At 65.6% G+C, this 14,685-nt stretch carries 8 protein-coding genes; 5 read left to right on the top strand and 3 right to left on the bottom strand.

Annotated features, from left to right (window positions below):
* Position 1 precedes the first annotated feature (1 nt).
* The gene (gene gluQRS / locus AC1MGT_RS04735; RefSeq protein WP_499503219.1) at positions 2-904 is read left to right on the top strand and encodes a tRNA glutamyl-Q(34) synthetase GluQRS; all 903 of its coding nucleotides are present in this window, start codon (positions 2-4) and stop codon (positions 902-904) included.
* Position 905: 1 nt separating this feature from the next.
* Here the strand turns inward: gluQRS and AC1MGT_RS04730 are convergent, their stop codons facing one another.
* The 3 genes from AC1MGT_RS04730 to AC1MGT_RS04720 form a co-directional block, all read right to left on the bottom strand.
* On the bottom strand, positions 906-1,370 hold the full coding sequence (locus AC1MGT_RS04730) for a DUF421 domain-containing protein (protein ID WP_183555464.1): 465 nt from the start codon (positions 1,368-1,370) through the stop codon (positions 906-908).
* A gap of 80 nt (positions 1,371-1,450) precedes the next feature.
* On the bottom strand, positions 1,451-2,941 hold the full coding sequence (locus AC1MGT_RS04725) for a SulP family inorganic anion transporter (protein ID WP_499503217.1): 1,491 nt from the start codon (positions 2,939-2,941) through the stop codon (positions 1,451-1,453).
* A gap of 346 nt (positions 2,942-3,287) precedes the next feature.
* Positions 3,288-3,692, bottom strand: coding sequence for a hypothetical protein (locus AC1MGT_RS04720; protein WP_499503215.1), 405 nt, complete (start codon positions 3,690-3,692; stop codon positions 3,288-3,290).
* 413 nt (positions 3,693-4,105) lie between these two features.
* Here AC1MGT_RS04720 and AC1MGT_RS04715 point away from each other — a divergent pair, with 413 nt between their 5' ends.
* The 4 genes from AC1MGT_RS04715 to AC1MGT_RS04700 all read left to right on the top strand — a co-directional run bounded on the left by AC1MGT_RS04715 (position 4,106) and on the right by AC1MGT_RS04700 (position 14,676).
* Positions 4,106-7,312 carry a TonB-dependent receptor gene (locus AC1MGT_RS04715; RefSeq protein WP_499503213.1) on the top strand — a complete coding sequence of 1,069 codons (3,207 nt, stop codon included), beginning with the start codon at positions 4,106-4,108 and terminating at the stop codon, positions 7,310-7,312.
* A gap of 85 nt (positions 7,313-7,397) precedes the next feature.
* Positions 7,398-10,097: a beta-mannosidase gene (locus AC1MGT_RS04710; RefSeq protein WP_499503211.1), complete on the top strand. Its 2,700-nt coding sequence runs from the start codon at positions 7,398-7,400 to the stop codon at positions 10,095-10,097.
* The gene (locus AC1MGT_RS04705) at positions 10,094-13,411 is read left to right on the top strand and encodes a GH92 family glycosyl hydrolase (protein ID WP_499503210.1); all 3,318 of its coding nucleotides are present in this window, start codon (positions 10,094-10,096) and stop codon (positions 13,409-13,411) included. The genes AC1MGT_RS04710 and AC1MGT_RS04705 overlap by 4 nt, the downstream gene beginning before the upstream one ends.
* A gap of 233 nt (positions 13,412-13,644) precedes the next feature.
* The gene (locus AC1MGT_RS04700; protein WP_499503209.1) at positions 13,645-14,676 is read left to right on the top strand and encodes a LacI family DNA-binding transcriptional regulator; all 1,032 of its coding nucleotides are present in this window, start codon (positions 13,645-13,647) and stop codon (positions 14,674-14,676) included.
* Positions 14,677-14,685: the final 9 nt, after the last annotated feature.

The raw sequence follows: 14,685 nt of genomic DNA, 5'->3' as shown, positions 1-14,685 counted from the left end.
AGTGAACAAGCCTTACATCGGCCGCTTTGCGCCGTCGCCTTCCGGGCCGCTGCATCCCGGTTCGCTGGTCGCGGCCATGGCCAGCTACCTCGATGCACGCTGGCATGGCGGCACCTGGCTGATCCGCATCGAAGACATCGACGAAGGCCGCAGCGTGCCCGGCGCGGCCGAAGGCATCCTGCAATTGCTGGCCGCGCTGGGGATGGCGCACGATGGCGACATCGTCTGGCAAAGCCGGCGCAAGCATTTGTATGAAGCTGCTGCTGCGCGCATTGAGCGCGATACGTATCCGTGCGGCTGCAACCGGCGCGAGATCGCCGATTCACGCATTGGCGTGGCGCCCGACGGCAGCGCCATCTATCCCGGCACCTGCCGCAATGGCCTCGGTCCGGGCCGCACGATGCGCAGCCTGCGCGTACGTGTGCCGGCGGCGGGCGAGGATGCCATCACCTTTGTTGACCGCTTTTCAGGGCCCATCACGCAGCATCTGGCCAGTGATGCCGGCGACTTCGTGCTGAAGCGCGCGGACGGGTTCTGGGCCTATCAACTGGCCGTCGTTGTGGACGATATCGATCAGGGCGTGACCGACATCGTGCGCGGCGCAGATCTGCTCGATTCGACACCGCGCCAGATCCATCTGCAGCGGCTGTTAGGCGCACCGACACCGCGCTACCTGCACGTGCCGGTGGTACGCAACAGCAATGGGGAAAAGTTGTCGAAGCAGACGGGCGCGCTTGCCGTCACGGCAGGCGATGCGCCTGCCGCAATCGGCGTGCTGATGGAGACTGCGGCGTTCCTGGGGCTTGTGCTCGACGGGCCAGCGCCAGATTCCATCGAGGCATTCTGGCACGCCGCAATTCCGGCCTGGGGTCGCCTGCTGGCAGAACGCGCCGCAGCGATCTGATTTACTGCGGATTCTGCATGATGCTGATGGAGCCGTTCACTTCGAGGAACGCGCACTTCATCTTCGGGCGCGGGCAGTCGGCGCCGCGCAGCGCTTCTTCGACATCGTCCTGCGACAGACGGCAACTTTTCATCACATCCTTGAAGAACACGCCATCGCGCCCGATCAACACGGGGCTGCCCTCGACGAACGCCTCGAACTTGCGGCTGCGCGATGTCAGGAAGGCGATAAGCACGGTCAGCGCCACCAGCGTCGCGGCGATGACCAGCCCGCCGAGCAGTGATTCGTCGCCACCGGTCATCGAATTGGACACGGATTCGGACAACAGCATTACCACCAGCAGGTCGAACGGCGTGAATTGCCCGACCGTACGGCGGCCTGCAATGCGCATCATGGCGAGCAGGGCGCAGTAGACGATCGCGCCGCGCGCGATCAGCTCCCACCAGGGTAGATCGAAGTCGAACATGGCGCCTCCAGGGGCATGAAATAGGCGCTGATTGTAATCAATCTGCCAACCTCATGACGCCCGTCTGCGCCACGATCCGATTAGTGCCCGGCCAGCATGTCTTCGGCGCCGTCCTTGTCGTGGATGGCAAACCGGGTCATCAAGGTGGCGCTGGCTTCGTTCAGGCCATGCACGACCACCTGCGCACCGGCGCGGCGCAATTTCAGCACGACCTTGTCGAGCGCGCCGATGGCGGTGATGTCCCAGAAATGCGCATCGCTCAGGTCGATGTGCACAGTCGCGCGCGTCGGGCTGTAGTCGAACGCATGGACGAGCTGGTCGGATGACACGAAGAACACGTGGCCACTGACCAGGTAGTGGCGGACTTCGCCGCCGTCCTTGTCAGCCTCGACGCGCGACGTGACGCCCAGCATCCGGCTGACCTTCTGCGCAAAGAACACGCCCGACAGCAGCACGCCGGCCAGCACGCCCTTGGCCAGGTCGTGAGTCGCCACAGTGACGACGACGGTGGCGAGCATGACGATGCTGGAGCTGGTCGGATGCGCGCGCAGGTTGCTGATCGAACTCCAGCTGAACGTGCCGATGGCCACCATGATCATCACGGCGACCAGCGCCGCCATCGGGATCTGGCGCACCCAGTCGCCCAGGAACACGACCATGAGCAGCAGCACGACGCCAGCCATCAGTGTCGACAGGCGGGTGCGTCCGCCAGACTTGATGTTGATCACCGATTGGCCGATCATCGCGCAGCCGGCCATGCCGCCGATGAAGCCGGTGGCGATGTTGGCGATGCCCTGGCCGACGCATTCACGGTTCTTGTCGCTGCGGGTATCGGTCAGGTCGTCGACGATCGTGGCGGTCATCAGGGATTCCAGCAGGCCGACGAGCATCAGCGTGGCCGAGTACGGCAAGATGATCTGCAGGGTCTCGAGACTGAACGGCACGTTCGGGATCAGGAACGACGGCAGGCTGTCCGGCAGCTCGCCCATGTCGCCGACGGTGCGGATGTCCAGGCCCAGTGCGATGGACGCGCCGGTCATGACGACAATCGCGACCAGCGGCGACGGCACGGCGCGCGTCAGGTACGGCAGGCCGTAGATGATGGCCAGCGCGGCCGCGGTGACGGCGTACACGTGCCACGTGACGTTCGTCAGTTCAGGTAACTGGGCGAGGAAAATCAGGATCGCCAGGGCGTTGACGAAGCCCGTGATCACCGAGCGCGAGACAAACCGCATCAGGCGGCCCAGCTTGATCCAGCCGGCGACGATCTGCAGCACGCCGGTCAGGATGGTGGCGGCCAGCAGGTAATCGAGGCCGTGTTCCTTGACGAGTGACACCATGATCAGCGCCATGGCGCCGGTGGCAGCGGAAATCATGCCCGGGCGCCCGCCGAAAAAGGCGATCAGTGTCGCGATCGAGAACGACGCGTACAGGCCGACCTTCGGGTCGACGCCGGCAATGATGGAAAACGCGATGGCCTCTGGGATGAGGGCGAGAGCGACGACGATACCTGCAAGCAGGTCGCCACGGACGTTGGAGAACCAGTCCTGGCGGATGTGTTGAAATACCATGAGGATACCTTCCCGGGCTGTAACAGCCGAGTGCAAGAAATGGGAGCGCCGTGCACGAAGCAGGGCGCAGCAAGACGAACGACAACGCTCCGGCGTCGTGATGACGGCGGTGCATGGACGTGCAATGGGGGAAGGGGTATTACGGAGGTGTTACTGAGCAGAAATAACCGCGTGGCAGTCCGCATCCTGGGAAGGATGCCGCAGCCAGCCGCATCACGGCGCGACGCGTGCTGTGAGCACGTTGGGCGCGGTGGAGCTGGGTGGCGGGGAGGAACAATACGGTCATAGCCAGCTATTTTGCACCGCAACATAAGGTCAGTCAAGTCGCATGCTGCGGTGCGTCCGGTTACCTTGCGACCGGTTTGACGGCAGGTCCGTCAGCCGGTGCGGGCGGCGGAACGTCGGGCATCCCGGCTGCTGGCGGTGGCGGCGGCGGTGCGATCCGCTTGGCGTGCGCCGGTGGTGCCGGCGGTGCCGGTGGCGCTGGCGGTACCGGCATGTCCCTCAGGGCGCGAGCACCCTGTGCTGGTGGTGGCGGCGGCGGCGGCGCACCAACCGGCGGTGCCGGCGGCGCCACTGGTGCAACTGCACCCACTGGCGGTGCCGGTGGTGCAGGCGGCGGTGGTGGCGGTGCGCATTTGCTGCTGGTGCCACGGCAGTCGGGTTGTTCGGCGGCGTGCGCCAGGCTGGCTGACAGTGGCAGGGTGATGGCAAGGCCGAGGGCCAGGCTGGATCGGATGATGTGGTTCATGGTGTTCTCCTTGGTGGGCATGAAACACATCCTGCGCCCACAATGTGGAGAAATCATGGAGATGCCCGACAGCGTGTACACGTCATGAAAAATTCCTGGAAGCAAATTGTGCAGTCGTCGTTTACTAAACGGCACTAAACTTCGCGCAAACCGCCAAAGTTTGTTGAGGCTTCACACACTACTTGTATAAATTTGCGGTACCGGTTTGCACGACCCCTGCAACATGCAGATGAGATGCCCACCGTTTAGTAAATCTGCGACAGGCCGGCAGGCGACACCCTGAGAACGTGTCGCGCTGGCGATGACATCGGGACGCTTCACGTTGCGGTGCGCAAAGGCTGCCGGTTGACGGCCGCCCGGACCAGCTGCCGCCATAAAAGATAGCCCATACAGGGCACGACCAGGAGACACACATGCATTCACACACCCACCGCGCTTCGCGGCAGCGCTGCAGCGTCACGCCCATCGCCATGGCCGTCAGCCTCGCGCTGCTGTCGCTGTCGACCGTGCACGCCCAGACCATGCCGGCCGACCAGCCTGCCCAGCCGCCGGCAGCCCAGCCAGGCGCAGTGCAGACAACCCCGGCCGCAACTGCAGTTGCAACTGCAGCTACCGAGGCGCCGTCCGCCGACCAGCCTGCCGCTGCCAGCCCGTCGACGGTGGTCGTGACGGGGTTCCGCTACTCCATCGAGAAAAGCCTCGACCAGAAGCGCGAAGCCAATTCCATCGTCGAGGTGGTGACCGCCGAAGACGTGGGCAAATTCCCGGACAAGAACGTGGCCGATGCGCTCCAGCGCGTGCCGGGCGTGGTCGTTACCCGCAGTGGCGGCGAAGGCAAGAACGTCAGCGTGCGCGGTCTGTCGTCCGACCTGACCCTGACCCAGCTGAACGGCAACTACGTCGCCACCGCCGAATCGAATGGCGATCCGTCGCGCTCGTTCAACTACATGCTGATGCCGTCGAACATGCTGGCCAGCGCCGAGCTGTACAAGACGTCCGAAGCGCGCTTCGACGAAGGCGGCATCGGCGGCACGGTGATCCTGCGCACGCGCCGGCCGCTCGACGTCAAGTCAGGTACGGGCTTCGTCAATGCCGAAGGCACCTGGGCCGATACCACCAAGAAGACCGACCCGCAATTCTCCGGCCAGTACGCCTGGCACGACGAGAGCAACCGCTTCGGCGTCCTGGTTGGCTACACCCAGCAAAAGCGCACCACGCGCACGATGGGCGCGAGCACCGAAAACTGGCAATGGTATGCCGACGACTACAAGGCGCAGCCGCCGGTGGGCGCCGATGGCCAGCCATCGAAACTCAATTCGTTCTGGTGGGGCCAGTCGGGCTTCTACGACCAGTCGGGCAAGTACTACACCAAGTTTGCGATGCCGACCGCCGTTGCGCTGGACGTGCGCACCACCGAGCGCGAGCGCAAGGGCGGGCAGGTCACGCTGCAGTTCAAGCCGCTGCGTAACCTGAACATGACGGCCAATTATTTCCGCTTCGACCTGCAGCAGAATTCGCAGCTGAACCAGCTGAAGGTTCCGGAGTGGAATATTGCGCGCTTCGACGGCGACGGCAACTGGCCGGGCGGACGACTGCTCGACGGCCTCACGTTCGACCCGAGCGGCACCGTGGTCACCGGCGCGCAGTACAGCGTGCGTCCGGGCAAGGCGTATTACTGCAACAGCGCGCAGGCCGGCGCTGCCGGCCTGACCAACACCGGCGGCTTCGGTCCGGACGATTGCACGATCCCGACCCCGCAGATCGCCGGCGGCTACAGCCGCGAGAAAGCGCTGTCGCAGACGGCCGACTTCGAAGTCGAATGGAAGGGCGACAACGTCGACGCCACCTTCAAGGCCGGCCGCACCTGGGCCAAGGGTGGCCCGGAACTGCAATTCGGCATGCCGATCAAGCCGCGCCGGCAGAATGCCGATGGCAGCTGGTCGCTCGGTAATACGGCCACGTCGTGGGACGTCAGCGGCAAGCCGACGATGACGTTCGCGCCGGAACTGATGCAGAACCTGCGTAACGGCATTGGCGAGATCGACCTGGGTTCGACCTCGTCGTCCTGGACCCGCAACAGCACCGAACAGAACTACGCGCAAGCCGACCTGACCTGGCACGCCGACAGCAACTGGCTCGACTCGGTCCAGTTCGGTGCCAAGTACCGCGACGGCGGCACCAGCCGCAGCACCGGCAACAACTACTGGGTCTGCAAGGGCGCCAATCCGGGCGACTATGACAGCCGCTACCAGAACGGGTGCGATTCGTCGGCCAACCAGTTCCGTCCTGAATTTTTGTACGACGAATCGCTGGGCAACCTGACGGGCGGCCTGAAAGCCAGCGCTTTCCCGGGCATCAATTACCCGGCCTACATCTCGTACCTGAACCAGACGTATGGCGAGATGCAGACCCGCAACGAAGAAAACTTCATCTACAACGTGGATGAAAAGATCACGTCGATGTACTTGCAGGGCAATTTCAAGACCGACCGCCTGCGCGGCAACCTGGGCGTGCGCGTTGTGCGCACGCGCCAGCATGCCGATTCGACCGACAAGGTCGATTACTACAACGACTACTTCTTCGACGGTCCTGACGGCACACCGGCGCCATGCCTGGCCGGTGGACTGCCAGCTGCTGGGGCACCTGCCGGCTCGGGTTGCACGAGTGGCTTCACGGTCGTGCCGGACAGCGAAACCAATCCGGCCACGGGCCACGTGTCGACCTATGTCGTCAGCGCGCTCGACCGCACCTACACCGACGTGCTGCCAAGCCTGAACGTTGCGTACGACCTGACCGACACGCTGCTGCTGCGCGGCGCGGCCTCGAAAGTCGTGGCACGCCCGAGCTACAACGATATCGGCGCGCCGGGCGCCCTGAGCAACTACAGCCAGGAATACGTCAACGATCGCCGCCTGATCGGCGGGGGCGACCGCCAGGGCTGGTTCGGCTCGGGCAGCAACAAGGATCTTGAGCCGTACCAGGCCACGCAGTACGACCTGGGCCTGGAGTGGTACTTCCACCGCGGCTCGGTGCTCGGCGCCGGCATCTTCCGCAAGAACGTCAAGAACTTCGCGGTACCGGTGGTGCGTGACGTCAACCTGAACCTCGGTGGCGAGGCGATCGCGGTGCAGAACTACGCGACCAGTGCCGGCGGGCGCGACGCGGTGTCGAAAGGCATCGAGTTGTACGGCCAGCACACGTTCGACAACGGCATCGGCTTCCAGGTCAATTACACGTACAACAAGACCAACCAGGCCGCGATCACGCTGGCCGACGGCACCGAGATCGGCACCTCGCCACTCGTGGGCAGCGCCAAGAACCAGGCCAACGTGACGGTGTTCTACTCGACCGACCGGCTCATGCTGCGCGCGTCGTACAACCGCCGCGGCCTGGTGGTCAACGGTCTGATGAACGGCTTGAACGTGTATGAGGCGCCGTACAGCCAGGTCGACCTGAACGCGTCGTACAACTTCACGCCGCAGCTGAGCCTGACCGCATCGGTCCTGAACGCCACCGAAGAAGAGTCGCACTCGTACCTGGGTAACGACACCAAGTCGCGCTTCTACAGCAACAACTACGCCGGCCGTGTGGCGTATATGGGCCTGAACTACAAGTTCTAGTCTGTATCGACCATCGCCGGGGTCATGCGTAGGGTGGACGGGTTCCTCGTCCACCCTACCAGTGTCTCTTTTCCAGGATCACGCCATGAACGACCGGATCACCACGATCTCGACGGCCGGCGGCGGCTGGCGCGCGCTGTGCGCCGGCCTGCTTCTTTTCTTTTGCGCAGGCCTCGCCCTGGCCAACCCATCCGACAAGCTCGTCATCGACGGGGGCTGGCGCTTCCACCTGTTGCCGGGCGACGCACGTGAAGCGACGCATCCTGACCTCATGCCATGGCGCGCCGCCACGGTGCCGGGCACCGTGCACACCGACTTGCTGGCCCACGGCCTGATTCCCGATCCCTACGTCGGCGCGCCCGAAGCGGGCCTGCAGTGGATCGGCCTGGCCGATTGGGAATACCGCACCGCCTTCGACGTGCCGCGCGCCGTGCTGCAACGGGCGCGCAGCGAGCTGGTATTCGCCGGACTCGACACCTTTGCCGAAGTCTGGCTCAACGGCGTCAAGCTGCTCGATGCGAACAACGCGTTTCGCACCTGGCGCGTGCCGGTGGCGGGCCGGCTGCGTGAACACGGCAACATCCTGCGCATCGTGTTCCGTTCGCCGATCAACACGATGCTGCCGCAGGTTGCCGCGATGCCGCACAAGATCGCCGGCAATTACGCGTCGCCGTATGGCGACGAACCGAAAGACGTATTGAGCGCGAACTTCGTGCGCAAACCCGGCTATCACTATGGCTGGGATTGGGGCCCGCGCTACGTCACGGCCGGCATCGGCAAACCCGTCGTGCTGCACAGCTGGGACGCGGTGCGCATCGACGACCTGCAGCTGCGCCAGGACCGCGTCGACGCCACGCGCGCCGACGTCGCCGCCATCGCATCGCTGGACGCAGTGCGCGCAGGGCGCTTCACGCTGCGCCTGTGGCAAACGGCGCCCGGCGGCCAGCGCACGCTCGCCGCAACGCGGCGCGTCGATCTAAATGCCGGCGCTAACCGCATTGAAATGCCAGTGCGGATCGACGATCCGCAGCGCTGGTTCCCGAACGGCTACGGCAAGCAGCCGCTGTACCGCTACCAGCTCGACGTCAGCCATGGCAACAACACGCTTGCGACACACGCTGCGCGCACGGGCCTGCGCAGCGTCGAACTGCGGCGCGACCGCGACGCCGCCGGCCAGGGCTTCTATTTCGTCATCAATGGCATTCCCGTGTTTGCCAAGGGCGCCAACACGATCCCGTTCGACATGTTCCAGCCGCGCGTGAGGCGTGAGCAGCTACGGCGCGTGCTGCAGTCGGCAGCCGACGCCAATATGAACATGCTGAGGAGCTGGGGCGGCGGCTATTACGAGGACGAGGATTTCTATGACCTCGCCGATGAACTGGGCCTGATGGTCTGGCAGGATTTCATGTTCGGCGGCGGGATGCAGCCGGCGTACGATCCGGCGTTTCGCGCAAGTGTCGTCCACGAGGCGCGCGACCAGGTGCGGCGCCTACGCAACCGCCCGAGCATCGTGCTCTGGTGCGGCAACAACGAGCAGGAGATCGCCTGGAAAAACTGGGGCCACCGCAAGACACTCGAGCGCGCCGATCCGGTCTTTGCCAGTCAGGTGTGGGATGGGTATGTCGCGCTGTTCGGCGTCGACCTGCGTCGCGTGGTGGCCGAAGAAGGCGGCGGCATCGGCTACTGGTCGAGTTCCCCTGGAAACGATTTGCAGGAAGCGGCCAACACGCCTGGCAGTGGCGACATGCACTACTGGGAAGTGTGGGGCAATCCGGCGCATCCGGTCTCGAACTACCTCGACATCACGCCGCGCTTCATGTCCGAATACGGGCTGCAAGCGTGGCCCGTGCAGCGCACGATCGACGCGTTCGCGACGCGCGCCGAGCAGGGCGTGGCCACGCCGGTCATCGAAGCGCATCAGAAATTCATGGCCGGCAAGGGCAATGAGCGCCTGATGAAGTACGTGCAGGAGCAGTTCGGCGAACCGGTCGATTTTCCCGCGTTTGCCTATCTGAGCCAGGTGATGCAGGCCGACGGCATCGAGCTGGCCGCGCTGCACCATCGCCGCAGCCGGCCGCATACGATGGGCTCGTTGTACTGGCAGCTCAATGATGTGTGGCCGGGCGCGTCGTGGTCGAGCATCGACTGGTTCGGCCGGCCAAAAGCGCTGCAATTTCATGCGCGCCGCTTTTTTGCACCGGTCGCCGTGGCGGCATTGCGCGATACCCGTGGTGCCACGCGTGTCAGCCTGCTCAATGACCGCACGCATGCGGTGCAGGGGACGCTCCGCACGCGCGTGATGTCGCTCGATGGCGCCGTGCTGCGCGATACGCGCGAGGCCATGACCATCGCGCCACTGTCGGCCATCGACGCGGGCGCGTATGCTGACACCGACTTGCTCGCCGGCGCCGATCCGGCATCGACCGTCGCCGTGTTCACGCTGCAGGTGGATGGCGAGCCGGCATCGACCGGCGTCGTCTACTTCGTGCCGGCAAAGGACGTCGCCTGGCGCGATCCCGGCCTGCACACGACCGTGCGCCGCGATGGTAACGGCTACCGCATCGAGATCACGGCAGCGACACTGGCGCGCGGCGTCTGGCTCGATGCCGGCGACGTCGATGCGCAGTTCCACGACAATGCCCTGACCGTGCTGCCGGGCGAACCCGTCACCGTACGCGTGACGTCCACCGCCAGCGACAGCGTGCTGCGCGCCGCCCTTCATGTCCGTTCGCTGCGTGACGCCATGCGTGCGACCAACCCAACTTCCTGGAAGATCACCCCATGAACAAGACCCACACCATCGGCGCCGCCGTGGCCATGCTGCTGGCCAGCATGGCCAATGCTGCCGAACCCCGCACTGCAAACGGTTTTGCCACGTCGTTCGAAGCGAACGAGCCCCTTCCTGCCACCGGCACGGGCGAGGGCATCAGGGTCACGCCGGGCAGCGGCCCTGATAAACCCTACGCCGCCAAGGCGAAGGCCGGCTACACCGGTTTGCGCGCGCTGCAATATCGCGCGGACGCCAAGGGCGGGCGCTTGCCGCTGTTCGCGGTCGAGCTGGCGATCAAGGCCGACACGGTCCTGTCGTGGAACGTGCTGCCCGAAATCGTCGATGGGGACATCGCCACCTCCACCGGCGTGGCGCTGGATCTGGTGCTGGACGATGGCCGCCGCATCTCGAGCCTGGACCTGCGCGACAACCACGGCGTGCGTATCGACGCGGCGGCGCAGGCCAAGTCGAACACGCTGTATCCGCAGCAGTGGGCGCACAAGTCGGTGCGCCTGGGCAGCCTGGCAGGGCGCCGGATCAAGTCGATCGAGCTGGCGCTGCAGCCCACCGCGGCCGCCGGTGCCAGCGGCTGGCTCGATGACATCGTCATCGGCGAGCAGGCTCGCGCCGAGGCGAAGCGCCCGACGGACCACGTGCTGACGACGCGCGGCACCCAGGCTAACGGCACCTTCTCGCGCGGGAACAATATCCCGGCCACGGCGATGCCGCACGGTTTCAACTTCTGGACGCCCGCCACCGATGCCAGCACCCTGAGCTGGCTGTACCGCTGGAACGAGCAGAACGACGAAAACAACCGGCCGCGCCTGCAGGCGCTGTCGCTGAGCCACCAGCCAAGCCCCTGGATGGGCGACCGCCAGACCTTCCAGATCATGCCGTCAAACGCGACCGGCCAGCCCGATCCCGACCGCAAGCGCCGCGCGCTGTCGTTTTCGCACGATAACGAAGTGGCGCGTGCGCACACGTATCGCGTGGACTTCGACAACGGCATCCGCGCCGAGATCGCGCCGAGCGAGCGGGCGGCGATCTTCCGCTTCCGCTTCCCGCAAGGGGGCGACGCCAACCTGCTGTTCGATAACGTCGATGCACGCGGCGGCCTGCGCCTGGACGCAGCCACGCAGACGCTGCGCGGCTACACCGACACGCGCAGCGGCCTGTCCAACGGCGCGACGCGCATGTTCGTGTTCGCCCGCTTTGATCAGCGCTGGCAGGCCAGCGGCCCCCTGGAGACGGGCCGCCCGACCGGCTACATCAAGTTCAAGGGCGACGGCGGCGAAGTGCGCATGCGCATCGCGACCTCGCTGATCTCGGTCGAGCAGGCGCAAAAGAATCTGGCGCTGGAAATCGGCGACGCCGACTTCGACACAGTGCGCGAGCGCGCGCAGGCGGCATGGGACAAAGAACTGGGCCGGGTGAAGGTGGACGGCGCCAGCGACGACCAGCTGACGACGGTCTACTCGAACCTGTACCGCCTGTTTCTGTACCCGAACGTCGGCCATGAAAACGTCGGCAGCGCGCAGCAGCCCGACTGGCGCCACGCCGACCAGAGTGGCTGGTCGCAGGCCAAGACCGGGGGTGACGACGACAAGACGTCCGCGCCCGTCGTCGCCGGCAAGGTGTATGTCAATAACGGCTTCTGGGATACCTTCCGCACCACGTGGCCTGCATACGCGCTGCTGGCGCCGACCCGCGCCGGCGAGATGGTCGACGGCTTTCTGCAGCAGTACCGTGACGGCGGCTGGGTGGCGCGCTGGTCGTCGCCGGGCTACGCCGACCTGATGGTCGGCACCAGTTCCGACGTCGCTTTCGCCGACGCCTGGCTCAAGGGCGTGCGCGGCTTCGATGCGCACCAGGCCTATGAGGCGGCGCTGAAGAACGCGACCGTCGTGCCGCCCGTGTCGAACGTCGGGCGCAAGGGTCTGGGCAAGTCGATGTATCGTGGCTATGCCGATGCGTCGGTCCATGAAGGCATGTCGTGGACGCTCGAAGGCGCACTGAACGACTTCGGCCTGGCGCAGATGGCCACGGCACTGGCCGGTGGCGAGGGTGACACCGCACGTGGCCGCCGCTACCGCGAGGAAGCTGCATACTTCGGCGCGCGCGCCACCGATTACATCCACCTGTACGACCCGGCGACGGGCTTCTTCCGTGGCCGCGACGCCAAGGGCGCATGGCGCGAACCGGCCAAGGCGTTCGACCCGCGCCGCTGGGGTGGCGACTACACGGAAGCCAATGCCTGGAACTTCGCGTTCACCGTGCCACACGACGCCGAAGGACTGGCCAGCCTGATGGGCGGGCGCGCCGCGCTGGGCAAGCGGCTCGACACCTTCTTCGCCACACCAGAAACGGCGCAGGCGAAGTTCTCGGGCAGCTACGGCCAGGTGATCCACGAAATGACCGAAGCGCGCGACGTGCGCATGGGGATGTACGCCCACAGCAACCAGCCGTCGCACCACATCCCATGGATGTACGCGGCGGCCGGCCAGCCTGCCAAGACGCAGAAGATCACGCGCGACATCCTGGCGCGCCTGTACCTGGGCAGCGAGATCGGGCAGGGCTATGCGGGGGACGAAGACAATGGCGAGATGTCGGCCTGGTACACCTTCGCGATGATGGGCCTGTATCCGCTGCGGATGGGGTCACCCGAATACGTGATCGGCTCGCCGGCGTTCGCGCGCACCGACGTGCGCCTGGAAAACGGCCGCACGCTGTCCGTGATCGCGCATGGCAACAGCCCGGAGAACGTCTACGTGCAGTCGCTCACCGTCAATGGCAAGCCGTGGACCAAACCCTGGATCCGCCACGACGACATCGCCGCCGGCGCGACGCTGGAATTCACGATGGGCAGCACGCCGTCGACCTGGGGCACCGGGGCCGGTGACTTGCCCGCGTCGCTGACGCCTGTTGGGAAACGCCCTGCAGGCCTGGCCGACCGCAGCAAGGGCGCCACACTCACGCTGGACGGCAAACGCGCCCCCGCGCCGCTGACCGACGACGACGCGGCCACCGCCGTGGAAGTACCGGCGGCAGCCAACATCGGTGTCACGCTGGCCAAGAGCGCCCGCATCAGCCACTACACGCTCACCGGCGGCAAGGCGCCGCTGGGCAAGGTGTCGTGGACGCTCGAAGGCCGTGACGCCAAGGGCGGCTGGGTTGCACTCGACACGCGCGAGAACGAAGTCTTTGCCTGGGAGCGTCAGCTGCGCCCGTTCGGCATCGCCAAGCCGGGCGTGTACAAGGCATACCGCCTGCGTTTTGCGCAGGACGCAGCGTTCGAGCTGGCCGAAGTGGAGCTGCTCGAAGCGCGGTAAACACACTGCACTCTGGGGCGCTGCTTGTTTACTAAAACGCGCTAAAACACGGGCAGTTTAGTCTGCCCGCGTTGACGCTCCGGAGGCGCGGCTGTTATAAAACGCACTGGAACAACGCGCGCCGGATGCCATCCGGACGACGCAAAAAACGCCCACAGAGGCGTTTATTAAACCAACGATTGGAGACCGATCATGTCCATGATCACGATGCCCGGCATGCCGGAGACGCGCCCGTGAGCCAGGTCACGCTGCGCCACATCGCCAGCGCCACCGGGCTGTCCATTGGCACCGTCTCGCGCGCGCTGAAAAACCAGGGCGGCATGACGGAGGCCACGCGCACGGCCGTGCGCGATGCAGCACTGCGGCTGGGCTACGACTTTTCGCTGCTCAAGAAAGGCCGGATCCGCCGCATCGCGTTCCTGCTGCACAGCCAGCACAACACCCTCACGTCCAGCCCCTTCTTCACACCCGTATTGCACGGGGCCGAAGAAGCGTGCCGGCGCGAGGGCATCGCGCTGTCGCTGATCGTCGTCGGGCCGGCCGAACCGGTGCTGGAACAGATCCGCCTGCACCAGCCCGATGCGATCCTGTGCGCCGGCTTTTTTGAGCCGGAAATCCTCACGGCCCTGCAGCAGACCGGCAAGCCGATGGTGCTGGTCGACATGCACCGGCGCGGTTTCACGTCGATCAATCCGGACAATATCAGCGGCGGCTACCTCGCCACGCAGCACCTGCTGCGGGTCGGGCGCAAGCGCATCGCGATGCTGTCGGGGTCATTGGCCCACTACAGCATCGGTCAGCGCAACCGCGGTTTCCGCCAGGCGCTGTTCGACGCCAAGATGCATGCCGATCCGAACCTCGAAGTGAGCGTGCCCACCATGGGCGAGGGCGACGACGGCGTCATTGAGGCGATGCGCAGCCTGCTGGCGCTGCCGAAGCGGCCCGACGCGCTGTTCTGCTACAACGACAGCACGGCGCTGGTCGCGATGAAGTACTGCCTGGGCGAGGGGCTCAAGATTCCCTACGACCTCGCCATCGTCGGCTTCGACGACATCGCCGCCGCGGCTGCCGCCATCCCGCCACTGAGCACCGTGCGCGTGGACAAGGAAGCGCTGGGCCGCGCCGGCGTCGATGCGCTGCTCGCCAAACCCGAGCTTCAACAAACCAACCTGCAACAGCCCGGCCTCCAGCAGAGCGACGTGGACGCCACCCAGATAACCCTGCCAGTCGAGATGATCGTGCGCGAGAGCAGCTACGACGACTAGCGAACAACC

Source organism: Telluria sp. BA11, assembly GCF_056680305.1.
The sequence above is the reverse complement of the archived record's forward strand: the minus strand, read 5'-3'. Positions and strand labels throughout refer to the sequence as shown.

Excerpts from the sequence above, each read along its gene's own strand:
- AC1MGT_RS04730 (WP_183555464.1), bottom strand. The coding sequence starts at position 1,370 with ATGTTCGACTTCGATCTACCCTGGTGGGAGCTGATCGCGCGCGGCGCG.
- AC1MGT_RS04725 (WP_499503217.1), bottom strand. The coding sequence starts at position 2,941 with ATGGTATTTCAACACATCCGCCAGGACTGGTTCTCCAACGTCCGTGGC.
- AC1MGT_RS04720 (WP_499503215.1), bottom strand. The coding sequence starts at position 3,692 with ATGAACCACATCATCCGATCCAGCCTGGCCCTCGGCCTTGCCATCACC.
- AC1MGT_RS04715 (WP_499503213.1), top strand. The coding sequence starts at position 4,106 with ATGCATTCACACACCCACCGCGCTTCGCGGCAGCGCTGCAGCGTCACG.
- AC1MGT_RS04710 (WP_499503211.1), top strand. The coding sequence starts at position 7,398 with ATGAACGACCGGATCACCACGATCTCGACGGCCGGCGGCGGCTGGCGC.
- AC1MGT_RS04705 (WP_499503210.1), top strand. The coding sequence starts at position 10,094 with ATGAACAAGACCCACACCATCGGCGCCGCCGTGGCCATGCTGCTGGCC.